Annotated in this window: 18 protein-coding genes and 1 pseudogene; 6 read left to right on the top strand and 13 right to left on the bottom strand. The window is 54.3% G+C overall.

Going from position 1 to position 23,409, the window contains the following annotated elements:
- Window positions 1-115 precede the first annotated feature (115 nt).
- From carB to M987_RS25050, 9 genes and pseudogenes are all read right to left on the bottom strand, one after another.
- Window positions 116-3,340, bottom strand: coding sequence for a carbamoyl-phosphate synthase large subunit (gene carB / locus M987_RS09150; protein ID WP_014068852.1), 3,225 nt, complete (start codon window positions 3,338-3,340; stop codon window positions 116-118).
- A gap of 18 nt (window positions 3,341-3,358) precedes the next feature.
- On the bottom strand, window positions 3,359-4,507 hold the full coding sequence (gene carA / locus M987_RS09145; protein WP_014068851.1) for a glutamine-hydrolyzing carbamoyl-phosphate synthase small subunit: 1,149 nt from the start codon (window positions 4,505-4,507) through the stop codon (window positions 3,359-3,361).
- A gap of 454 nt (window positions 4,508-4,961) precedes the next feature.
- Window positions 4,962-5,783, bottom strand: a complete 822-nt coding sequence (dapB, locus tag M987_RS09140) for a 4-hydroxy-tetrahydrodipicolinate reductase (RefSeq protein ID WP_014068850.1) — start codon at window positions 5,781-5,783, stop codon at window positions 4,962-4,964.
- Between the two features lie 205 nt (window positions 5,784-5,988).
- Window positions 5,989-6,939, bottom strand: a complete 951-nt coding sequence (gene ispH / locus M987_RS09135; RefSeq protein WP_014068849.1) for a 4-hydroxy-3-methylbut-2-enyl diphosphate reductase — start codon at window positions 6,937-6,939, stop codon at window positions 5,989-5,991.
- A gap of 1 nt (window position 6,940) precedes the next feature.
- Window positions 6,941-7,390, bottom strand: a complete 450-nt coding sequence (gene fkpB / locus M987_RS09130; RefSeq protein WP_014068848.1) for an FKBP-type peptidyl-prolyl cis-trans isomerase — start codon at window positions 7,388-7,390, stop codon at window positions 6,941-6,943.
- 84 nt (window positions 7,391-7,474) lie between these two features.
- Complete coding sequence (gene lspA / locus M987_RS09125; RefSeq protein ID WP_014068847.1) at window positions 7,475-7,975, bottom strand: signal peptidase II; 501 nt, start codon at window positions 7,973-7,975, stop codon at window positions 7,475-7,477.
- The gene (gene ileS, locus M987_RS09120) at window positions 7,975-10,791 is read right to left on the bottom strand and encodes an isoleucine--tRNA ligase (RefSeq protein ID WP_014068846.1); all 2,817 of its coding nucleotides are present in this window, start codon (window positions 10,789-10,791) and stop codon (window positions 7,975-7,977) included. Before ileS ends, lspA begins: the two co-directional genes overlap by 1 nt.
- 45 nt (window positions 10,792-10,836) lie before the next feature.
- Entirely contained in the window at window positions 10,837-11,763 is a 927-nt protein-coding gene (gene ribF / locus M987_RS09115; protein WP_014068845.1) for a bifunctional riboflavin kinase/FAD synthetase, read from the bottom strand.
- Window positions 11,764-11,770: 7 nt separating this feature from the next.
- Window positions 11,771-11,989 (bottom strand): annotated as a pseudogene (locus tag M987_RS25050) (DUF2575 domain-containing protein).
- A 101-nt stretch (window positions 11,990-12,090) separates the two neighbouring features.
- On the opposite strand from M987_RS25050, the gene rpsT reads away from it, so the two are divergent.
- Window positions 12,091-12,354 carry a 30S ribosomal protein S20 gene (gene rpsT / locus M987_RS09110; protein ID WP_003856458.1) on the top strand — a complete coding sequence of 88 codons (264 nt, stop codon included), beginning with the start codon at window positions 12,091-12,093 and terminating at the stop codon, window positions 12,352-12,354.
- A gap of 57 nt (window positions 12,355-12,411) precedes the next feature.
- Here rpsT and nhaR read toward each other — a convergent pair whose 3' ends face one another.
- The 4 genes from nhaR to dnaK all read right to left on the bottom strand — a co-directional run bounded on the left by nhaR (window position 12,412) and on the right by dnaK (window position 17,864).
- Entirely contained in the window at window positions 12,412-13,311 is a 900-nt protein-coding gene (gene nhaR, locus M987_RS09105; RefSeq protein WP_014068844.1) for a transcriptional activator NhaR, read from the bottom strand.
- Window positions 13,312-13,369: 58 nt separating this feature from the next.
- Window positions 13,370-14,545, bottom strand: a complete 1,176-nt coding sequence (nhaA, locus tag M987_RS09100) for a Na+/H+ antiporter NhaA (RefSeq protein ID WP_014068843.1) — start codon at window positions 14,543-14,545, stop codon at window positions 13,370-13,372.
- A gap of 174 nt (window positions 14,546-14,719) precedes the next feature.
- A complete protein-coding gene (dnaJ, locus tag M987_RS09095; RefSeq protein WP_014068842.1) occupies window positions 14,720-15,865 on the bottom strand; it encodes a molecular chaperone DnaJ in 1,146 nt (381 codons plus the stop codon).
- Window positions 15,866-15,950: 85 nt separating this feature from the next.
- Window positions 15,951-17,864: a molecular chaperone DnaK gene (gene dnaK, locus M987_RS09090; protein ID WP_014068841.1), complete on the bottom strand. Its 1,914-nt coding sequence runs from the start codon at window positions 17,862-17,864 to the stop codon at window positions 15,951-15,953.
- A 296-nt stretch (window positions 17,865-18,160) separates the two neighbouring features.
- Here dnaK and satP point away from each other — a divergent pair, with 296 nt between their 5' ends.
- The 5 genes from satP to M987_RS09060 all read left to right on the top strand — a co-directional run bounded on the left by satP (window position 18,161) and on the right by M987_RS09060 (window position 23,283).
- On the top strand, window positions 18,161-18,727 hold the full coding sequence (gene satP, locus M987_RS09080) for an acetate uptake transporter (protein WP_014068840.1): 567 nt from the start codon (window positions 18,161-18,163) through the stop codon (window positions 18,725-18,727).
- A 108-nt stretch (window positions 18,728-18,835) separates the two neighbouring features.
- Window positions 18,836-20,095 carry a chloride channel protein gene (locus tag M987_RS09075; protein ID WP_014068839.1) on the top strand — a complete coding sequence of 420 codons (1,260 nt, stop codon included), beginning with the start codon at window positions 18,836-18,838 and terminating at the stop codon, window positions 20,093-20,095.
- Between the two features lie 182 nt (window positions 20,096-20,277).
- Window positions 20,278-21,351 carry a FecCD family ABC transporter permease gene (locus M987_RS09070; protein ID WP_014068838.1) on the top strand — a complete coding sequence of 358 codons (1,074 nt, stop codon included), beginning with the start codon at window positions 20,278-20,280 and terminating at the stop codon, window positions 21,349-21,351.
- On the top strand, window positions 21,348-22,124 hold the full coding sequence (locus tag M987_RS09065) for an ABC transporter ATP-binding protein (protein WP_014068837.1): 777 nt from the start codon (window positions 21,348-21,350) through the stop codon (window positions 22,122-22,124). Before M987_RS09070 ends, M987_RS09065 begins: the two co-directional genes overlap by 4 nt.
- A 22-nt stretch (window positions 22,125-22,146) precedes the next feature.
- Window positions 22,147-23,283: an ABC transporter substrate-binding protein gene (locus tag M987_RS09060; protein ID WP_080562824.1), complete on the top strand. Its 1,137-nt coding sequence runs from the start codon at window positions 22,147-22,149 to the stop codon at window positions 23,281-23,283.
- Window positions 23,284-23,409 lie beyond the last annotated feature (126 nt).

The raw sequence follows: 23,409 nt of genomic DNA, 5'->3' as shown, positions 1-23,409 counted from the left end.
GATTTCATTATCGACCTAACCATTTTAGGCTAACTGACTGAAAGCGGATGGAAAACCAGAAGGTTCTGAAGGTGGGGATAATACCCGGCAGCGGAATGCCGCCGGGCATTTGTACTTACTTGTTAATCTGCGCGTGCATTTCCTGCACCGAAATCACCTTCTCGGTCGCGTCCGCGTTCAGCGCCATGGCTGTTGCGAAACCGCCGTTCAGGGTGGTGTCGTAGTGCACTTTGTATTGCAGTGCGCTGCGGCGAATCAGCTTGGAGTCTTCAATCGCCTGGCGGCCCGCCGTGGTGTTGATGATGTAGGTATATTCGCCATTCTTGATACGGTCCTGAATGTGCGGACGACCTTCATGCACCTTGTTCACCAGACGTGGGTTGATACCCGCTTCACCCAGCACAATCGCCGTACCGTGAGTTGCATCCAGCTCGAAGCCCTGTTTCAGCAGCTTGGCAGCCAGGTCAACCACGCGCTCTTTATCACCTTCACGAACGGAGAGCAGCGCACGGCCTGATTTTCTCATGGTGGAGCTACTGCCCAGCTGCGCTTTTGCGAACGCTTCTGCGAAGGTGCGGCCTACGCCCATCACTTCCCCGGTAGAGCGCATTTCTGGCCCTAACAGCGGGTCAACGCCCGGGAATTTGTTGAATGGCAGTACCACTTCTTTCACCGAGTAGTACGGTGGGATGATTTCTTTCGTCACGCCCTGCTGAGCCAGCGTCTGGCCTGCCATCACGCGCGCCGCCACTTTCGCCAGCGGAACGCCAGTCGCTTTGGAGACGAACGGTACGGTACGTGCCGCACGCGGGTTCACTTCAATCAGGTACACCTCGTTGTCTTTTACGGCGAACTGGACGTTCATCAGACCACGAACCTGCAACTCGAAGGCCAGTTTCTGTACCTGCTGGCGCATCACGTCCTGAATTTCCTGGCTCAGCGTATACGCTGGCAGAGAACATGCAGAGTCACCGGAGTGAACTCCCGCCTGCTCGATGTGTTCCATGATGCCGCCAATCAGCACCATTTCGCCATCGCAGATGGCGTCAACGTCCACTTCTACCGCGTCGTCCAGGAAGCGGTCGAGCAGCACTGGCGCATCGTTAGAGACGCTTACCGCAGTCTGGAAGTAGCGACGCAGGTCGGCTTCGTCGTAGACGATTTCCATTGCGCGGCCGCCCAGTACGTAAGAAGGACGCACCACCAGCGGGTAGCCAATGTCTTTTGCCTTCTCAACGGCCATCTCAATCGCGGTCACGGTGGCATTCGCAGGCTGTTTCAGTTTCAGACGGTCAACCGCCTGCTGGAAACGCTCACGGTCTTCTGCACGGTCAATCGCATCCGGGCTGGTACCGATAACCGGTACACCGGCCGCTTCCAGCGCGCGTGCCAGTTTCAGCGGGGTCTGGCCGCCGTACTGCACGATGACGCCTTTTGGCTTCTCGATGCGCACGATTTCCAGCACGTCTTCCAGCGTTACCGGCTCGAAGTACAGACGGTCAGAGGTGTCGTAGTCAGTCGATACGGTTTCCGGGTTACAGTTAACCATGATGGTTTCGTAACCGTCTTCACGCAGCGCCAGAGAGGCGTGTACGCAGCAGTAATCGAACTCGATGCCCTGGCCGATACGGTTTGGCCCGCCGCCCAGTACCATAATCTTGTCGCGGTCGACTGACGGGTTTGCTTCGCACTCATCTTCATACGTGGAGTACATGTACGCGGTGTCGGTTGAGAATTCTGCTGCGCAGGTATCTACGCGTTTGTAGACCGGGTGCAGGTTGTACTGGTCGCGCAGCTTGCGGATTTCCGCTTCGCGTACGCCTGCCAGTTTTGCCAGACGCGCATCGGCAAAGCCTTTACGCTTCAGCACGCGCAGGAAATCAGCGTCCAGGCCAGTGATGCCCAGCTCCGCCACTTGCTCTTCAAGGCGAACCAGCTCTTCAATCTGCACCAGGAACCAGCGGTCGATGTTGGTCAGGTTGAACACGCCGTCTACGGACAGGCCAGCACGGAACGCATCGGCGATGTACCAGATACGCTCTGCGCCCGCGTCTTTCAGCTCACGGCGAATTTTGGTCAGCGCTTCCGGGTCATCCAGGCTCACTTTCGGGTCAAAGCCGGTCGCGCCCACTTCCAGGCCACGCAGCGCTTTCTGCATGGATTCCTGCTGTGTGCGGCCAATTGCCATCACTTCGCCCACAGATTTCATCTGGGTGGTCAGACGGTCGTTCGCACCAGCAAATTTCTCGAAGTTGAAGCGAGGAATTTTTGTCACAACGTAGTCAATAGACGGTTCGAAGGACGCAGGGGTGCGGCCGCCGGTGATGTCGTTCATCAGCTCGTCGAGGGTGTAACCCACCGCCAGTTTCGCGGCAACTTTAGCAATCGGGAAGCCGGTTGCTTTAGAGGCCAGCGCAGAGGAACGGGATACACGCGGGTTCATTTCGATAACAATCAGACGGCCAGTTTTCGGATTCACCGAGAACTGAACGTTAGAACCGCCGGTTTCAACGCCAATTTCACGCAGTACCGCCATCGAGGCGTTACGCATGATTTGATACTCTTTGTCGGTCAGGGTCTGGGCTGGCGCAACGGTGATGGAGTCACCGGTGTGAATCCCCATCGCATCGAAGTTTTCGATGGAGCAGACGATGATGCAGTTGTCGTTTTTATCACGCACCACTTCCATCTCGTACTCTTTCCAGCCAATCAGCGACTCATCAATCAGCAGCTCTTTGGTTGGGGAAAGGTCCAGACCGCGTTCGCAAATCTCTTCGAACTCTTCGCGGTTGTAAGCGATACCGCCGCCGGTGCCGCCCATGGTGAAGGAAGGACGGATGATGCACGGATAACCCACGTCAGCCGCAACAGCCAGCGCTTCTTCCATGTTATGCGCAATACCGGAACGCGCGGTGTCGAGGCCGATTTTCTTCATCGCCACGTCGAAGCGACGACGGTCTTCTGCTTTGTCAATCGCATCGGCGGTGGCACCAATCATGGTCACACCAAACTCTGCCAGCACGCCCTGACGCTCAAGCTCCAGCGCACAGTTCAGTGCAGTCTGGCCACCCATCGTTGGCAGCACAGCATCCGGGCGCTCTTTTTCGATGATTTTGCGAACCACTTCCCAGTGAATCGGCTCGATGTAAGTTGCATCAGCCATTTCCGGGTCGGTCATGATGGTTGCCGGGTTAGAGTTCACCAGAATGACGCGGTAGCCCTCTTCACGCAGCGCTTTACACGCCTGCGCACCGGAGTAGTCAAATTCACAGGCCTGGCCGATAACGATCGGGCCAGCGCCAAGGATCAGGATGCTTTTTATGTCTGTACGTTTTGGCATTGTCTTCTCGGCTCCTGATTATTTAGCGGTCTTACGGTAAAGCTCAATAAGTTCGATGAAGTGATCGAACAGCGGCGCAGCATCGTGCGGGCCAGGGCTGGCTTCCGGGTGCCCCTGGAAGCTAAACGCAGGCTTATCGGTACGGTGGATACCTTGCAGGGTGCCATCGAACAGCGATTTGTGCGTTACGCGAAGGTTGGCAGGCATGGAAGCCTCATCCACCGCGAAGCCGTGGTTCTGCGCCGTAATCATTACGGTGTTGTTATCAATATCTTTCACCGGGTGGTTACCACCGTGGTGACCGAACTTCATCTTCACGGTGTTCGCACCGCTCGCCAGCGCCAGCAACTGATGGCCGAGGCAGATACCGAAGACCGGGATATCGGTTTCCAGGAAGGACTTAATCGCGTCGATAGCGTAATCGCACGGCGCCGGGTCACCAGGACCGTTTGAGAGGAAGATGCCATCCGGATTCATCTTCAGCACATCTTCGGCAGAGGTTTTCGCCGGAACCACGGTCAGGCGGCAGCCACGGTCAACCAACATGCGCAGGATATTGCGCTTGGCACCGAAATCGTAGGCAACAACGTGGAACGGCAGCTCGCTTTCTGGTTTCGCTTCCGGCAGGTCGCCTTCCAGCGTCCAGCTCCCCTGCGTCCAGCTGTAGGCTTCGGCTGTCGTCACTTCTTTCGCCAGGTCCATACCGTTCAGACCCGGGAAGGCTTTCGCTTTTTCAAGCGCCAGTGCCGCATCCAGGTTATCACCCGCGATGATGCAGCCGTTCTGTGCACCTTTCTCGCGCAGCAGACGCGTTAACTTACGGGTATCGATATCGGCAATCGCCACGATGTTATGGCGTTTCAGGTAAGAAGAGAGGTCTTCGGTATTGCGGAAGTTGCTGGCAATCAGCGGCAGGTCGCGAATGACCAGACCTTGCGCATGTACCTGAGAGGATTCTTCGTCAGCAGCATTGGTGCCGACATTGCCGATATGAGGATAAGTAAGAGTAACGATTTGGCGAGAATAGGAAGGATCAGTGAGGATTTCTTGATAACCGGTCATTGAAGTATTGAAAACGACTTCCCCAACCGCCGAACCCGTTGCCCCTATGGCCCGACCGATAAACTGGGTTCCGTCTTCCAGAACCAATAGCGCTGACTTAATCAAAACACCCTCCAGAGAATATTCACTCACTTTATTTGCATATTAATTCATAACCACGTCATGAAGCAATGCAAATGTGTTGCCAGCGGATTTTTGGCAAACGGCGGCATTCTGGGTATTCAGAGGGTAAAAGTCAACTTAAAACGGATATTTTGTTTATTCTTTTGCAAGCCTGGTGGCGGGAATGCGGTTTAAGCGACAAAAAGATCAAGTAAATCACATCAGAAAACGCTTGCGCGGCAAGTTTAATGGAAATCTTCGTCCTGGCACAATAAAAAGTAGACCAGATGGTCAAAATTTACAGAACCGCAACACAAAAACAGATGAAAAATGTGATATTTGAGCATTTAAATAAATAAAACATGATTAATAGGTAAAATAAAAGGGCAATAAATTATTGCCCTATGCAATCAACACATTACGACTGCAATAACCACATCACGATGGGTAATAAATCTTACAAATTGTTGAGATCGAGCACATCTCGCATGTCAAAAAGACCATTATCTTTGCCTTTAAGCCACAAAGCCGAACGTACGGCACCATTTGCAAAGGTCATGCGGCTGGAGGCTTTGTGCGTGATCTCCACACGTTCGCCAATATCGGCGAACATCGCCGTATGTTCGCCGACGATGTCACCTGCACGGACGGTTGCAAAACCAATCGAGCCAGGAACACGTTCGCCAGTGTGCCCTTCGCGGGTGTACACCGCGCAGTCTTTCAAATCTTTATCCAGTGCATGAGCAATCGCTTCACCCATCGCCAGTGCCGTGCCCGATGGTGCATCGACCTTATAGCGGTGGTGAGCTTCGACAATCTCAATGTCGGTGTAGTCGCCCATGACTTTCGCTGCCTTCTCCAGCAGCTTCAGCATGACGTTTACACCCACGCTGAAGTTAGCGGCGAAGACAATCGCAATCTCGTTTGACGCATCCTGGATGGCCTGTTTACCGGCATCATCAAAACCGGTGGTGCCGATCACCATGCCTTTACCGTACTGGCGGCAAAATGCCAGGTGGTTCAGCGTCCCTTCCGGGCGCGTGAAATCGATGAACACATCAAAGTCATCTTTTACGGCATCCAGGCTGCTCTGTACGCTAACGCCCGTCTTGCCTGCGCCTGCCAGCTCACCGGCATCGGTTCCGAGAAGCGATGAACCTTCACGCTCCAGCGCCGCGCCAAGTGCCACGCCATCCATCTGTAGTGCCGCCTGAATCAGCTGGCGACCCATACGTCCACCCGCGCCCGCAATGGCGACACGGATCTGTGCATCATGCATAGTTATTCTCTTACGTTAAAATGATGTAAACCGTTTTCAGATTAACCAGCCTGAGTGAAGGCTGCCAACTGAAAACACCGATAATTAGAATTTAACGTGAAACCGACTTAAATATCAGTAAAAGACATGATTTAGTCATCACGATAAAAGATTGGCAAAAAAAAAGGCCAGCACAGGAGGTGCTGGCCTTTTATCTGAAAAGGGATTATTCCACTTCGCGAGCATCGATACGCAGTTCTTTCGGGACTTCGAAAACGATGTTCTCTTCGCGTCCTTCCAGCGGTATCGCTTCGCCACCACCCAGCTCCTGCAAGCGGGCAATCACGTTCTGAACCAGAATATCCGGTGCAGATGCCCCGGCAGTGACGCCGACGCAGGTGGCGTTTTTAACCCACGCTTCCTGAATGTCTGTTGCATCATCAATCAGGAATGCCGCTTTCCCCATACGCTGCGCAAGCTCGGCCAGGCGGTTGGAGTTAGAGGAGTTCTTCGACCCGACAACCAGCACTACGTCAGCCTGTTCAGCCAGGGCGCGTACCGCTTCCTGACGGTTGGTGGTGGCGTAGCAGATGTCGTCTTTACGCGGTCCAACGATTTTCGGGAAACGCTGGCGAAGCGCATCAATCACGTCAGAGGTGTCATCCACAGAGAGCGTGGTCTGGGTCATGAACGACAGACGGGCTTCGTTTTTCACGTCCAGGGTAAACACATCTTCCGGTGATTCGACCAGGTACATGCCCCCTTCCGGGTTACTGTACTGCCCCATGGTGCCTTCGACTTCCGGGTGACCCGCATGGCCAATCAGGATCGACTCTTCACCGCGACGGCTGGCGCGCGCCACTTCCATATGCACTTTGGTCACTAACGGACAGGTGGCGTCGAACACGCTCAAATCACGGCTTTTCGCTTCGTTACGTACCGCCTGAGAAACCCCATGCGCAGAGAAAATCAGGATCGCGCCGTCCGGCACTTCACTGATCTGCTCAATAAAGATAGCGCCACGCTCGCGCAGGCTATCGACCACGTAACGGTTGTGCACCACTTCATGACGCACATAAATTGGCGCGCCGTAGATTTCCAGCGCGTTTTCAACAATGCTGATAGCGCGGTCTACACCGGCGCAAAAACCGCGCGGGTTAGCCAACAGGATCTGCATTTCAGGCCTCCAGTGCCGGATCAATCTCCAGCACTTCAATATCAAAATGGACGGTACGCCCGGCAAGCGGATGGTTGAAATCTACGGTGATGGAGTCGCCGTTGATTTCGCGGATCACGCCAGGCATTTCGCTGCCATCCATAGCGGTAAAGAGCATAATTGCCCCGATTTCAGGCTCACCCGCATCCATGAACTCACGACGCGAGAAATACTGAATCAGGTCCGGGCTTGGCACACCAAACGCCGCATCGGGCTCCAGCGCAAACGCCTTTTTCTCGCCCTCTTTCAGACCCAGAAGCTGTTGTTCAAGACCTTCGGAGAGAGTGGTATCACCCAGACGGAACAGGGCAGGTTTACCATTGTTGCGGGTGGATTCAGCCGTGGAGCCATCATCCAGTTTCAGCGTGAAGTGAACGAGGACTGCGCTGTTGCTCTGTACGGATTTAGACATACACATTGCTCTTTAATGTTGTATTGCCTGTGTGTCGGCATATTCGGTAGGCCGGGTAAGCGAAGCGCCACCCGGCATTGATGCTTAAGCCTGCTTCTTCGCGGCGGCGTTCGGCAGGAAGCCTTCCAGCACGATTAACGCCGCACCGATACAAATTGCGCTATCGGCCAGATTAAAGGTTGCGAAGTGCCAGTCACCGACGTAGAAGTCGATCATATCGACCACAAAGCCGTGCCACAGGCGGTCAAACAGGTTACCTAACGCGCCGCCAATAATCAGCGCGTAGGCGATGTTATTCAGTTTTTGCGTTGCCTTCGAACGGTACATCAGCACCGCCAGAATCACGCAGATACCGATAGCGATACCCGCGAAGAACCAGCGCTGCCAGCCACCGCTGTCAGCAAGGAAACTAAACGCCGCGCCGTAGTTACGTGCGTAATGCAGGTTAAGGGACGGGAACAGCGACACCGTATCCCCCAGAGCAAAGTTCTGGAGGATCAGGTACTTGCTGCCCAGATCAATAATCAGCACTACCACAACCAGCCACAGCCAGCGCAGTCCTGTTGAACAGAGAGATTTACTCATCAGGCAAACTTACGTTTCTCGCCGTCACCGGCGACGTTGCTTACACAGCGTCCGCAGATGTCTGCGTGTTCCGCCACCTGGCCGACATCAGTGGTGTAATGCCAGCAACGCGGGCATTTATCACCTTCGGCTTTGCTCAGTGCGACTTTCAGCCCTTTGAGCAGTTCGCTCTGCTGGGCATCCGCAGAAGCTTCGGCATAATCCGCAACTTTCGCACCCGAGGTCAACAGGACAAATCGCAATTCATCGCCCAGTGCCGTCAGTTTCGCCGCCAGCTCAGGTTCCGCGTACAGGGTCACTGCCGCTTCCAGAGAGCCACCGACTTTCTTGTCAGCACGCGCCTGCTCGATAACCTTGTTCACTTCGCCACGCACTTTCAGCAGCTCGTCCCAGAAGGCATCGTTCATTGCTTCAGTGGCAGAGAGATCGAACAGACCTTCGTACCACTCGCCGGTGAAGACATACTTCTCACGGTCGCCTGGCAGGTAGCCCCAGATTTCATCTGCGGTGAAGGACATGATCGGCGCCATCCAGCGCACCAGCGCTTCTGCGATGTGATACAGCGCAGTCTGGCAGCTACGACGCGCCACGCTGTCCGCTTTAGCGGTGTACTGGCGGTCTTTGATGATGTCGAGGTAGAACGAGCCCATTTCGATGGAGCAGAAGCGCATCAGGCGCTGCACCACTTCGTGGAAATCGTAAGACTCATAGGCCTTCAGGATATCGTCCTGTGCCGCTTTCGCGCAGCCTACCGCCCAGCGATCCAGAACCACCATCTCTTCCGGTTTCACCATATCTTTCACTGGATCGAAACCATTGAGGTTCGCCAGCAGGAAGCGCGCGGTGTTACGGATACGACGATAGCTATCGGCAGCGCGTTTCAGGATCTCGTCGGACACCGCCATTTCGCCGGTGTAATCGGTAGATGCTACCCACAGACGCAGAATGTCTGCGCCCAGTTTGTTCATCACATCCTGAGGAGAAACGGTGTTACCGATGGATTTGGACATCTTGCGACCCTGACCATCAACGGTGAAGCCGTGGGTCAGTACCTGACGGTATGGCGCTTTACCTTTCATCGCGGTGGAGATCATCAGAGATGACATGAACCAGCCACGGTGTTGGTCAGAACCTTCCAGATACATGTCGGCAGCGTGACCGGCAAATTCCGGGCGCACGTCAACGACGGAAGAGTGGGTTGAACCGGAGTCGAACCACACGTCCAGGGTATCTGGCACTTTCTCGTAGTTGTCTGCGTCTGCGCCCAGGATGTCGCGGGAGTCGAGATCCCACCACGCCTGAATGCCGTCAGCTTCTACGCGTTTCGCCACTTCTTCCATCAGTTCCAGAGTGTTCGGGTGCAGCTCTTGCGTCTCTTTATGCACGAACAGAGACATTGGCACGCCCCAGGTACGCTGACGGGAGATACACCAGTCCGGACGGTTAGCAACCATGGATTCGATACGCGCCTGACCCCAGTCCGGGATCCACTGCACGCCTTTGATCTCTTTCAGAGACTGCGCACGCAGACCTTTCTGATCCATGCTGACGAACCACTGCGGGGTCGCACGGAAGATGATCGGTGACTTGTGACGCCAGCAGCATGGGTAGCTGTGCTGCATTTTTTCGACGTGCAGCAGCGCGCCACTGGTGCGCAGCATGTCGACGATGATGTCGTTCGCTTTAAAGACGTTGATACCGTCCAGCGCCGGGTAGGTGCCAGGCAGGTATGAGCCGTCCGGGCCAACCGGGTTAGCGATTTCCAGGCCGTATTTCAGGCTGATGTTGTAGTCGTCAGGACCGTGGCCACCGGCGGTATGTACCGCACCGGTACCGGCTTCCAGCGTGACGTGGTCGCCCAGAATTGCCGGAACATCGAAGTCCAGGAATGGGTGTTTGAAACGCATCAGTTCAAGCGCATCGCCTTTCACGGTGCCCAGCACGGTGTAGTCGGAGATGTGCGCGCGTTTCAGCACGCTTTCAAGGAGATCTTTCGCCAGGATAAGCGCCTGACCTTCAACCTGCACCAGCGCGTACTCAAACTCACCAGACAGGGAGATCGCACGGTTGGCTGGCAGGGTCCACGGCGTGGTGGTCCAGATAACCAGTGATACTGGGCCGTTAACGGAGGTCACGCCAAATTTGGCTTTCACCGCATCCTGATCGACCGCGTGGAACGCCACGTCGATAGACGGAGACGTTTTGTCGTAATACTCAACTTCTGCTTCTGCCAGCGCAGAGCGGCAGTCAACACACCAGTGCACCGGCTTCGCGCCTTTGTGCAGGTGACCGTTGCCGATGATTTTACCCAGCGCACGGATGATGTTGGCTTCAGTTTTGAAGTCCATGGTCAGATACGGATGCGACCAGTCGCCCAGCACGCCCAGACGGATGAAGTCAGCACGCTGACCGTCAACCTGAGTGGCGGCGTATTCGCGGCATTTCGCGCGGAATTCTGCGGCGGTGAACTTCTCGCCCGGCTTACCAAATTCCTGCTCCACTTTCAGCTCGATTGGCAGACCGTGGCAGTCCCAGCCCGGAACGTAAGGCGAGTCATATCCCGCAAGTCCTTTGGACTTCACGATAATGTCTTTCAGAATCTTGTTTACAGAGTGACCAATATGAATGCTGCCATTCGCATATGGAGGGCCATCATGCAGAATGAAGGTTTTTTTGCCTTTTTTGGCTGCACGAATGATGCCGTACAGGTCATCATCGGTCCAACGCGCCAGCATTCCCGGTTCACGCTTGGCGAGATCGCCGCGCATCGGGAACCCTGTTTCCGGCAAATTCAGGGTTGATTTATAGTCACTCATCAGATTCTCGGTTCCGTATTTATCACGTAGGCATTTAAGCCGGGTTCAAAGCCCAAAAAACTCGCGGGCCGTTAATTCATCTCGCGCGATTTGCGCCTTAAGTTCATCCAGCGAACCAAATCGCTGCTCGTTGCGTATCTTTTTACGCAGTATTACATCTATATGGCGACCGTAGAGGTCCATTACAACGTCCAGCAGGTGCACTTCTAGCTGCTGTCGCACGCCGGCAACCGTTGGACGCGTGCCAATGTTGGCCACACCGAAATAAGGCTTTTCGCCCAGTCCGGCCACTTCCACCGCATAGACCCCTTTTACCGGGGAAACCTGACGACGCAGCGGGATATTCGCCGTCGGGAAACCAATAGTGCGGCCCAGAGCATCGCCATGTACCACGCGCCCGGAAATGGTGAAGGGGTGCCCAAGCAGGTTTTCTGCCGTGTCCAGTTCATCATCCGCCAGCGCCTGGCGCACCGCCGTGCTGCTGACCCGAACCCCACCTTCGCAGAAGGTCATGGCGCTGGTGACGTCAAAACCGTATTCCAGGCCAGCCTTCTGTAATAACAAGAAATCGCCCTGACGACCAGCGCCAAAGCGGAAATCATCACCCACTGCGAGAAACTGCACGCCAAGACGCTTGACTAACAGCTCACCGACAAAATTTTGTGCTGTCAGCGCTGCAAAGCGACGATCGAATCGTACACACAGCACGTAGTCCACGCCGCACTCGGCAAGATAGCGCAATTTCTCGCGCAGCCGGGTCAGGCGAGCCGGCGACTTCTCGCCCGCAAACAGCTCCAGCGGTTGTGGCTCAAAAATCATGACCACAACGGGCAGGCCACGCGCCTCCCCCTCTTTACGCAATCCTTGTAACAGCGCCTGATGCCCACGATGCACGCCGTCGAAATTACCAATGGTCAGAACGCACCCGTGCGGGGCTTTACTGAGATTATGTATGCCGCGTATCAGCTTCATGACTGGCTCAAAACAGTGAAAATCGCCAAAGTATACCTTGTACAGCGGTTAAGGTTAACCGACGATTGTTCACGCAAAACAGAAAGCCGTAATGATTTCATCATGCTGACCTTTCGGAGTGAAAAAATCTGCCCGCGAACTGCGATTTTTGTGCCGAAAAGCTGTATTCACGACAGACAAGCTGGTAGAATCCTGCGCCATCACTACGTAACGTAGCGTCGCTCATTAACGGCGCTTATTTGCACAAATCCATTGACAAAAGAAGGCAAAGAGGGCATATTCCTCGGCCTTTGAATTGTCCACATAGATCATATTTGGGAGTTGGACTTGGCTAATATCAAATCAGCTAAGAAACGTGCTGTACAGTCTGAAAAGGCTCGTAAGCACAACGCAAGCCGTCGCTCTATGATGCGTACTTTCATCAAGAAAGTATACGCAGCTATCGAAGCTGGCGACAAAGCTGCAGCGCAGAACGCATTTAACGAAATGCAACCAATCGTGGATCGTCAGGCTGCTAAAGGTCTGATCCACAAAAACAAAGCAGCGCGTCATAAAGCAAACCTGACCGCGCAGATCAACAAACTGGCTTAATCGCCGCTTGTTGTTGCTTGTTTAAAGAACCCGCTTAACGCGGGTTTTTTTATGTCTTCAGATTGCCGGTGGCGTAAACAGCGCCGAGTAGTCCCGGTTACAGATACGCTGCACCGCTGGGTGCTGGATCATCCTTTCGGCAAAGATCGCGTGATACTCTTCCATCACGTTATCCACTCTGCCAATCTCCGTAATCTTGTTATCCGAGTAGAGATCGTGCGCATAAAGCGTTGGCGCAACGAAGATGGCATTATGCGCTTCGCCAAAGGCTTTCATCAGTGCGGCATCATCGAACTCACCGAGGATTTCCACGTTCAGACCCTGCGAGTTAAACCAGTTTTGCAGCTTACGTCCGAGCATGGAACGTCTGCCTGGTACCAGCAAACGACGCTCTTCCAGGCAGGCCGGGAACGGTTTTTCCGGCGGTGGGTTGATGCACCAGAAGCTCACACCACATTCGCCAATCTTCACCGAGAACAACCCTTCCTGCTGGGTTGAATCAATCGGGCAGTCCGAAATAATCATATCCAGCTTATGCTGGCTCAGCTGCTCCAGCAGCATCTCGTGAGTGGACTCAAAGCAGCGCAGGTGGATCTGCTCATCTTCCACCACCGCGGCATCCAGTACGCCGCTCACCAGCCGTTTTGACAGGGCATCCGCCACACCGACATCAAAGAGCAGATTCGACTCTTTGCGGTAATTGACGATATCCAGCATCTCCTGGCTTAAGGTGAACATCTTGTCGGCGTAGCGAAAAACCAGCTCGCCCAGTTCACTTGGCTCGATACCGCGACCTTTACGCTTAAACAGCTTGCCCTGTAAACGCTCTTCCAGCGCTTTGATCTGCCCGGTAATGGTCTGTGGTGTCAGATAGAGCGCCTCTGCCGCACCGACCACCGAGCCCTCTTTGTAGACGTGCCAGAAATAGTAAAGATGGTTGTAATTGATATGAGACATCGCGTCTTCTCTCCCTGATAGTGTATCGGGAGAAGGCTCCCCTTCTCCCGGTTTCCTGTTATGCCTGAACAACCTGTCCGGGCAATTTCACCTTCAACAAGGTATAACCGATAACCGCAGCCAGTAATGATCCAATCAGGATGCCCAGTTTTGCCCAGATGATAAGCTCAGGCGCATGTGCGCCAAAGGCCAGCGTCGAGATAAAGATAGACATCGTAAATCCAATCCCGCACAGCACACCCACCGCCATGATCTGCTTAAACGTCGTGCCTTGTGGCAATGACGCCAGCTTCAGTTTCAGTGCCAGCCAGCAGAACAGACTGATCCCCAGCGGCTTACCGATAAACAGCCCGGCAATCACCCCGAGTGGCAGCATAGAGGTCAATCCATCCAGCGTGACACCTTCCAGAGAAACCCCTGCGTTAGCAAACGCAAACAGCGGCAGGATCATAAAGGCGACCCACGGGTGAAGCACATGCTCCAGCTGTTTTGCCGGTGACTTGCCATCCTGCGCCTTCAGCGGCATCAGGAAACCGACAATCACCCCCGCCAGTGTGGCGTGCACGCCGGATTTCAGAACCGCCGTCCACAGCACCATTCCCACCAGCACATAAATGCCGATACGGCGCACATTGCAGATATTCAGCATCGCCAGTACCGCAATGGCCCCTGCGGCCACGCTCAGCGACAGTATCGACAGTTCGCTGGTGTAGAACAGCGCGATAATCACGATAGCGCCCAGGTCATCAATAATCGCCAGCGCCATCAGGAAAATTTTCAGTGCCACGGGAACGCGGCTACCCAGTAGCGCCAGCACGCCAAGTGCAAAGGCGATATCCGTTGCGGCCGGGATCGCCCATCCGTGGCGCGCCATCGGATCTTGCCAGGTAAACGCCAGGAACAGCAGCGCAGGAATAACCATCCCGCCCAGCGCTGCAATCACCGGGAACGCCGCACGTTGACGGCTGGCCAGCGAGCCGAGTACCAGCTCGCGTTTAACCTCTAACCCAACCAGCAGGAAAAACACCGCCATCAGTGCATCGTTGATCCACAGCAGCATGTTTTTATTAATTTCCAGAACGCCAACCCGTAACTCGACCGGTGTTTCCAGAAATGCATGATAGAGCTCGCGTGTTGCCCCCAGATTGGCCAACACCATGGCCGCCACAGCGGCAATAATCAAAATGATGCCGCCAGACGCCTCATTGCTAAAGAAACGGTGCAGTAATTTCACTTAAGTTCTCTCTTTTACAACAATACCTCGATAAAACCATAATACCAAGCCCAACAACTCGGCAAAAACAGATTAATATTGAGTATATATTCGCTTTTCCCGAAATATACCCACAAATAGAAAAAGCCCGGAATCGCTTCCGGGCTTTTTAGAATGTCGCGCTGCTGTCGAGTGTTAGCGGGTCAAATCATCGAAGAACTTTTTGACGCCATCGAAGAAGCTTTTGGAGCGTGGGCTGTTTTTTTCACCCGTTGGGCCGCCAAAGCTTTCCTGCAACTCTTTCAGCAACTGTTTCTGCTTGTCGTTCAGCCCGACCGGTGTTTCTACCACCACGCGACACAGCAGGTCGCCCTGAGCACCACCGCGAACCGATTTCACGCCTTTGCCGCGCATCCGGAACAGTTTGCCGGTCTGCGTCTCACCAGGCACTTTCAGGTTCACACGACCATCAAGCGTAGGCACTTCGATTTCACCACCGAGTGCTGCCATCGCAAAGTTGATCGGCACTTCACAGTACAGGTTGTTCCCTTCACGCTCAAAGATGGCGTGCTGTTTCACCTGGACCTGAACGTACAGATCGCCTGCTGGTGCACCGTGCTCGCCGGCTTCACCTTCACCGGTCAGACGAATACGGTCGCCCGTATCAACACCGGCAGGGATTTTAACGGACAGGGTTTTGGTTTTCTCTACGCGACCGTGGCCATGACACTTGTTGCACGGATCTTTAATCAGCGTACCGCGACCATGACAGTGTGGACAGGCCTGTTGTACCGCGAAGAAGCCCTGACGCATCTGTACCTGGCCGGAGCCGTGACAGGTTGGACAGGTCTGTGGCTGAGTTCCCGCCTTCGCGCCGCTGCCGTGGCAAATGTCACACTCTTCAAGCGTCGGGATACGGATCTCTTTGGTGACACCACGGACCGCTTCTTCCAGCGTCAGATCCATGTTGTAGCGCAGATCTGCACCGCGGGCCGCGCGCTGACGACCACGACCGCCACCAAAGATGTCACCAAATACGTCGCCGAAGATATCGCTGAAATCAGCGCCGCCGCCAAAGCCGCCGCCACCGAATCCACCGCCGCCCATGCCGCCCTGTTCAAAGGCTGCGTGACCGTACTGGTCATAGGCCGCACGTTTTTGTGCATCGGTCAGGATTTCGTAGGCTTCTTTGATCTCTTTAAATTTGGCTTCAGCCTCTTTATCACCCTGATTGCGATCCGGGTGATATTTCATGGCCAGACGCTTATACGCCTTTTTGATTTCACGCTCTTCCGCTGTTTTGGAAACGCCTAAAATCTCGTAATAGTCTTGCTTTGCCATCTTTATTTATCTGCCCCTAACATGCGTGCACGGGCGGAGAGGAAACCTCTTCGCCCGTGCCAGTAATTACCCGTTCAAAGGGCGATTATTTTTTGTCTTTCACTTCTTCGAACTCAGCATCGACAACGTCGTCGTCTTTCGCGTTGTTCGCAGAAGCATCAGCGCCCGCCTGCTGTTGTGCGTGCTGTTGCTGTGCGATTTCCATCAGCTTCTGAGAAGCCTGTGCCAGCTCCTGCATCTTCGCTTCGATGTCCGCTTTGTCTTCACCTTTCAGGGAAGTTTCCAGCGCGCTCAGTGCAGCATCGATAGCAGTTTTGTCTTCCGCTGGCAGTTTATCGCCTGCTTCTTCAACCTGCTTACGGGTGCTGTGCAGCAGATGGTCACCCTGGTTACGGGTCTGAACCAGCTCTTCGAACTTACGGTCGGATTCAGCGTTAGCTTCAGCATCGCGAACCATTTTTTCGATTTCTGCTTCGTTCAGGCCAGAAGATGCCTTGATGGTGATCTTCTGCTCTTTACCGCTGTTTTTGTCTTTTGCAGACACGTGCAGGATACCGTCAGCATCGATATCGAAAGTCACTTCGATCTGCGGCATTCCGCGTGGTGCCGGGCTGATACCGTCCAGGTTGAACTGACCCAGAGACTTGTTATCAGACGCACGCTTACGCTCACCCTGAATCACATGGATGGTTACCGCAGACTGGTTGTCTTCAGCGGTAGAGAACACCTGGCTGTGTTTCGTTGGGATAGTGGTGTTTTTGTTGATGAGCGCAGTCATCACACCGCCCATGGTTTCGATACCCAGAGACAGCGGGGTAACGTCCAGCAGCAGTACGTCTTTAACTTCACCGGTCAGCACGCCGCCCTGAACCGCTGCACCGATAGCAACAGCTTCGTCCGGGTTAACGTCTTTACGTGGCTCTTTACCAAAGAACTCAGCCACTTTCTTCTGGACCATTGGCATACGAGTCTGACCACCTACCAGGATAACGTCCTGGATGTCGGACACAGACAGGCCAGCATCTTGCAATGCAACTTTCAGTGGATCGATAGAACGGTTCACCAGGTCTTCTACCAGGCTTTCCAGTTTCGCACGAGTCACTTTGATGTTCATGTGTTTTGGACCGGTCGCGTCTGCGGTGATGTACGGCAGGTTCACGTCGGTCTGCTGAGCGGAAGACAGTTCGATCTTCGCTTTCTCAGCGGCTTCTTTCAGGCGCTGCATAGCCAGCGGGTCATTACGCAGGTCAATGCCCTGATCTTTCTTAAACTCGTCAACGAGGTAGTTGATCATACGGCTATCGAAGTCTTCACCACCCAGGTGGGTATCACCATTGGTTGCCAGAACTTCAAAGGTTTTTTCGCCGTCAACTTCGTCGATTTCGATAATAGAGATATCGAAGGTACCACCACCCAGGTCGTAAACCGCGATAGTACGGTTGCCAACTTCTTTATCCAGACCGTAGGCCAGTGCCGCTGCGGTTGGTTCGTTGATGATACGTTTTACTTCCAGACCTGCGATACGGCCAGCATCTTTGGTTGCCTGACGCTGAGCATCGTTGAAGTATGCAGGAACGGTGATAACCGCTTCAGTTACCGGTTCGCCCAGGTAATCTTCAGCCGTTTTCTTCATTTTTTTCAGCACTTCAGCAGAGATCTGCGGTGGTGCCATTTTCTGACCTTTAACATCAATCCATGCATCACCGTTGTCAGCACCGATGATTTTGTACGGCATGATGGCTTCATCACGCTGTACTTCTTCGTCCTGGAAGCGGCGGCCAATCAGGCGTTTAATCGCAAACAGGGTGTTTTGCGGGTTTGTCACTGCCTGACGTTTAGCCGGCTGACCAACCAGAGTTTCACCATCCTGGGTATAAGCAATAATAGAAGGCGTGGTGCGATCGCCCTCGGCGTTCTCCAGCACGCGTGCAGTAGTGCCGTCCATAATCGCTACACAAGAGTTGGTAGTACCCAGGTCGATACCAATAATTTTACCCATCTAAACGTCTCCACTAAAAATTCAGTCAACATGTGGTTGTGTACCTGTAATAAGGGCAGAACGTGCTTTTTCAACTGCCCAGATTTGATTTTTTTCAGGTCCACACACTGCGGTTGCTTACAAGATGGGGTCGCAACGGCATCCATCAAGGGGGAAGGATAAAAAAATTTTTAATTTCACCCTGATTAGATCATAGACGGCATCGATTGCGCCCATTATGATGCCGCGCCCCGTCAGGGAGAATTGACGCGGGTTTAACCATTTCACCATATTAATGATGATTTTTTTGAGGACTTATGGGCAACACTAAGTTGGCTAATCCGGCTCCGCTGGGCCTGATGGGTTTTGGCATGACCACCATCCTGCTGAACCTGCACAACATCGGGATGTTCCCGATGGATGGCATTATCCTGGCGATGGGCATTTTTTACGGCGGTATCGCACAAATCTTCGCGGGCCTGCTGGAATATAAAAAAGGCAATACCTTCGGTTTAACCGCCTTTACCTCTTACGGTTCTTTCTGGCTGACCCTGGTCGCCATTCTGCTGATGCCTAAAATGGGCCTGGCAGATGCCGCTAACGCGCACTTCCTGGGCGTCTATCTGGGCCTGTGGGGCGTATTCACCCTGTTCATGTTCTTCGGCACCCTGAAGGCTAACCGCGCACTTCAGTTCGTCTTCCTGAGCCTGACCGTACTGTTCGCTCTTCTGGCGATTGGTCACCTGGTGGATAACGAAGGCATCGTTCACATTGCTGGCTGGATTGGCCTGGTGTGTGGCGCGAGCGCTATCTACCTGGCAATGGGCGAAGTACTGAACGAGCAGTTTGGTCGTACCGTTCTGCCGATTGGTGAAAAACACTGATCCCCTTTCGTGCCCGCTCGCGGGCACGAAATCCCCGCTCCGATTGATTTTCCGTTAAAGTACGTTGTGAAATGATGGGCTTACCGCCTTTCATAAAGACAACGCATCATGACAACCCTTCCAACCCGAACTTACTGGCTGCAACGCTGGGTCGCTCTTCTTCTCACCGGAGTCCTGGCAGGCCTTGGTGGGATGCTGCTCGCTCTACTGCTTCACGAAATTCAACACCTGGCCTACGGCTACAGCCGTGACAGCCTGACTGGCCCACAGACCTTTTTACAGGGCGTGACCGATGCCAGCGCCCGGCGCCGGTTTTTTGTGATTCTGAGCGCGGGTATCGTTGCCGGGTGCGGGTGGTGGTTGCTCGGTCGCTATGGAAAAAAACGCGTGAGCATCAGTGCCGCGGTAAAAGATCCCGGCAAACCCATGCCTGGCATCACCACCTTAATTCACGCCCTGCTGCAAATCATCACCGTGGCGATGGGGTCCCCGCTCGGACGAGAAGTTGCGCCACGGGAAGTGGGGTCACTCTTTGCAGGCGGCGTCGCACGTTATCTGCGGCTGACCCCTACCGATATTCAACTGATGATTGCCTGCGGTGCCGGAGCCGGGCTTGCAGCGGTGTATAATGTTCCGCTGGCAGGCGCCGTATTTACCCTTGAAGTCCTGCTGGTCAGCTTTAGCTGGGACGCCGCGATTGCGGCAGTCGTCACATCAGCTTTGGCTGCCTGGATTGCCACCCTCGGGCTTGGCGATGAGCATCAGTATCGCTTCACCACCGAACTTGCCTCGACCTCGCTGGTTTTCTGGGGCGCGCTGTCCGGCCCAATAATGGGGGCTGCAGCCTTTCTTTTCCGCCGCCTCACGCAGCGGGCGCGTAGCAAAGTGCGCAGTAACTGGCAAATGCCCGTTTTCAGCCTGGTCGCCTTTGCCGCACTGGGCGCATTATCAATATGGTTCCCGCAGTTGCCCGGTAACGGCAAAGGTCCGACGCAGTTAACCCTCGACGGCAGTGTGACACTGCACCTGGCGCTGGCGATTGTGTGCATCAAAATCTTTGTTATCTGGGCGGTATTACGTGGCGGCGCCGAAGGGGGTTTACTGACGCCTGGCCTGACGATTGGCGCGCTACTCGGTTCACTGTTATTTATTGTGTTGGGCAGTCTGTTTCCGGGCAGTGATATGGCCGGTTTTGCACTGACCGGCGCAGCAGGATTCCTGTCTGCCTCCATGCAAATGCCCGTGACGGCCATTACGCTGATGATGGAGTTTACCCGGATGGATCATAGTTTTTTAGTCCCGCTCGCGCTCTGTGTAACAGGTGCGTACATGACCAGCAGGCAGCTTGAGCGCTGGCAAAAGAGTTGATTTTTTAATCACAAAAACAACGATTATTAAACGGAATTCGAATAATCACCCCATTTAATTGATAAGCATTATCATTGCGATTAGTGTTGCCTGGCAGATCCCGGATATTGGATATCAGGCAGCACCCGTAAAGGAACGTTAGAGGGATAAAACGATTCTGTTGTGTTGCATAAGGTTATCTGATGAATTCCAGCCTTGCCGCCAGCAATCAGTCTGGCGAAACTACTGTCGCGTTACATTACCGTAAAATTCTCGTCAGACGCTTCGCGCTGGCAGGCGTTCTGTTTGCCCTCATTATTTGCTCACTGCTCCTTGATTTCACCATCGGGCCGTCTGGTATCTCCGTTTCTACGCTCTGGCACACGCTGGTCAATTCCGCCGCCGCCGATGCAGGCACACGCGTCATTGTCTGGGACATTCGCCTGCCGTTTGCTCTGATGGCTATCGCGGTAGGCATGGCACTCGGGCTTGCGGGGGCGGAAATGCAAACCATCCTGAATAACCCGCTTGCCAGCCCGTTTACGCTTGGCGTCTCTTCTGCCGCGTCATTTGGTGCCGCACTGGCAATTGTGCTGGGTCTGGGTATTCCCGGTATTGCCGATAAGTGGTTTATTCCCGCTAATGCCTTTGTCTTTGCGCTGCTTGCCTGTTTTATTCTCGATGGCATCAGCCGCTGGACCAGGGTGGCCACCCCCGGCGTGGTGTTGTTTGGCATCGCGCTGGTGTTTACATTTAACGCCCTGATTTCCATCCTGCAATTTGTGGCCAGCGAAGATACCCTGCAAGGGCTGGTCTTCTGGACGATGGGCAGCCTGGCCCGCGCCTCCTGGGATAAGCTCGCCATTCTGGGCGTGGCGCTGGTGATTATTGTGCCGTTGTCGCTGAAAAACGCCTGGAAGCTTACCGCCCTGCGCCTGGGTGAAGATCGCGCCGTCAGCTTTGGTATCAACGTGAAAAAGCTGCGCATGGCGACGTTGTTACGCATCAGTATTATCTCTGCCTTAACGGTGGCCTTCGTGGGGCCGGTCGGTTTTATTGGCCTGGTCGCGCCGCATATCTCGCGCATGATGTTCGGTGAAGATCACCGGTTTTACCTGCCCGGCAGTATGCTGATTGGCGCGCTGGTGCTCTCTCTGGCGTCAGTATTTTCCAAGAACATCGTTCCCGGCGTCATTATCCCCGTCGGTATTGTGACCTCACTGGTTGGCGTACCGTTCTTCCTTAGCATCATTATTCGTAACCGGGGGAACGTATGACCGACGGCCTTCGCGTACTCGACCTGCACACGGGTTATCGCAAGAAAAAGATCATTGATGGGTTAACGACTCCGCTACTCCCTCGCGGGAAAATAACCGCCCTGCTGGGGCCAAACGGCTCAGGCAAATCAACGCTGCTGCGTGCACTGGCTGACTTAAACCCCGCCGAGGGGAAACTGCTGCTTAACGGCGAAGACCTGATGACGCTGCCATCGGCAAAGCGGGCGCAAAAGGTGGTTTACCTGCCGCAGTCTTTACCTCAGGGCGTGCATCTGCACGCGCTGGAATCGGTGATTGTGGCGAAACGGGCCAGCGGTAATAGCGCGGGCCATAACGTTGAGCAGGAAGCCTATTCCATTCTCGACAAGTTGGGCGTTGCGCATCTGGCAATGAGCTTCCTTGACCAGCTTTCTGGCGGGCAGAAACAGCTGATAGGCCTGGCCCAGTCGCTGATCCGCGAGCCGGATTTACTGTTGCTGGATGAACCCTTAAGCGCGCTGGATCTTAACTACCAGTTTCATGTGATGGATATCGTTGCCCGGGAAACGCGGCAACGCAATATCGTCACCGTTGTGGTTATCCACGACATCAATATTGCGCTGCGCCACGCCGAATATGCCCTGATGCTCAAAAGCGGCGAGCTGATTGCCAGTGGAGTGCCTGGCGAAGTGGTCACGCCAGCCAGCCTGGCGCGCGTGTATGGCGTGGATGGTCGGGTTGAATACTGTTCCCGTGGGCTACCGCATGTGGTGGTCGACGGATTAACACCATAAGAAAAAAGAAGACGGGGAAAACATGATGCTAAAAAAAATCATCGCTGCCGCAGGCGGCCTGGCACTATTGCTTTCGCCACTGCTCGCCCAGGCGCAGAACTGGCCGGTGACGGTGAAGGATCTTGATAACCGCTCAGTAACCATTGAGCACGAGCCGCAGCGCATCATTTTGCAGGATGGTCGCGACATTTTCACCCTTGCCCTGCTGGAGCGTGATAACCCGTTCGCCAAAGTGGTGGCATGGAACAACCTGCCGAAAAAACAGGACACCGAAACCTGGAACGTGCTGAAGCGTAAATGGCCGGAAGCAGAAAAGATCCTCGACATGAAGTTTTCCGACCAGGGAAATGTGGATCTGGAAACGGTGATCTCCCGTCAGCCTGACCTGATGATCGCCCAGCTTCGTGCTAAACCATCACTGGTGCAGACCGGCGTGCTGGCGAAGCTTGAGGCGCTGCATATCCCGGTAGTCTTCGTCGACTACGAACTGCATCCGGTGCAGAACACCCTGCCGAGCATTGCCTTACTGGGCAAGGTCATGGGCCAGACCGACCGCGCGCAGGCGTATATCGATTTCTATCAGCAGCGTCTGGATAAAATCCACCAGCGCCTGGCGAACGTCAGCAAAAAGCCGCTGGTGTTTATCGAACCTATCGCGGGTGTCGGCGGGCTGGATAACGGCTGCTGCTTCACTCACGCGCGCAACGGCTGGGGTGGGCTAGTTGAAGCTGCTGGCGGCACGAACATTGGCTCGCAGCTGCTGCCAGGGGCTACCGGTAATATTTCCGTGGAAAAAATTATCTCTCTGAACCCGGATTACTACCTGATGACCGGCTCTAAACGCCCGGGTAAAGGCACAGCGATTATCCCGTTTGGCTATAACGTACCGGCAGGCGACGTAGCAACGGCGTTTAATGCCTTAGTGACGCGCCAGGGTGTTGCCAGCATTCCGGCGGTAGCCGCCGGCCATACCGGGGCGCTCTACCATCACTTCTATAACAACCCGTACAACATCGTGGCGATTGAGACACTGAGCAAAATCTTCTATCCAACGCTGTTTAAGGATGTTGACCCGCTGGCGGATTACCACGCGATCATCACAAACTTCACCCACATCCCGGATGACAACATCGTCCTGAGCTATACCCCTTCGCACTAACAAAAAGCCGGGCATCCGCCCGGCTTTTTGCGTTTCATCAACCTAATCTCAACAACGGCCACGCAAGCATTGTCATCGCTACACCTTTCCAGGACACTCGTTATGCAAAATAATATATAACGAGAT

The organism is Enterobacter soli ATCC BAA-2102 (genome assembly GCF_001654845.1).
GTDB classification, from domain to species: Bacteria; Pseudomonadota; Gammaproteobacteria; order Enterobacterales; family Enterobacteriaceae; genus Enterobacter; species Enterobacter soli.
This window is presented reverse-complemented; position numbering and strand designations above follow the sequence as displayed.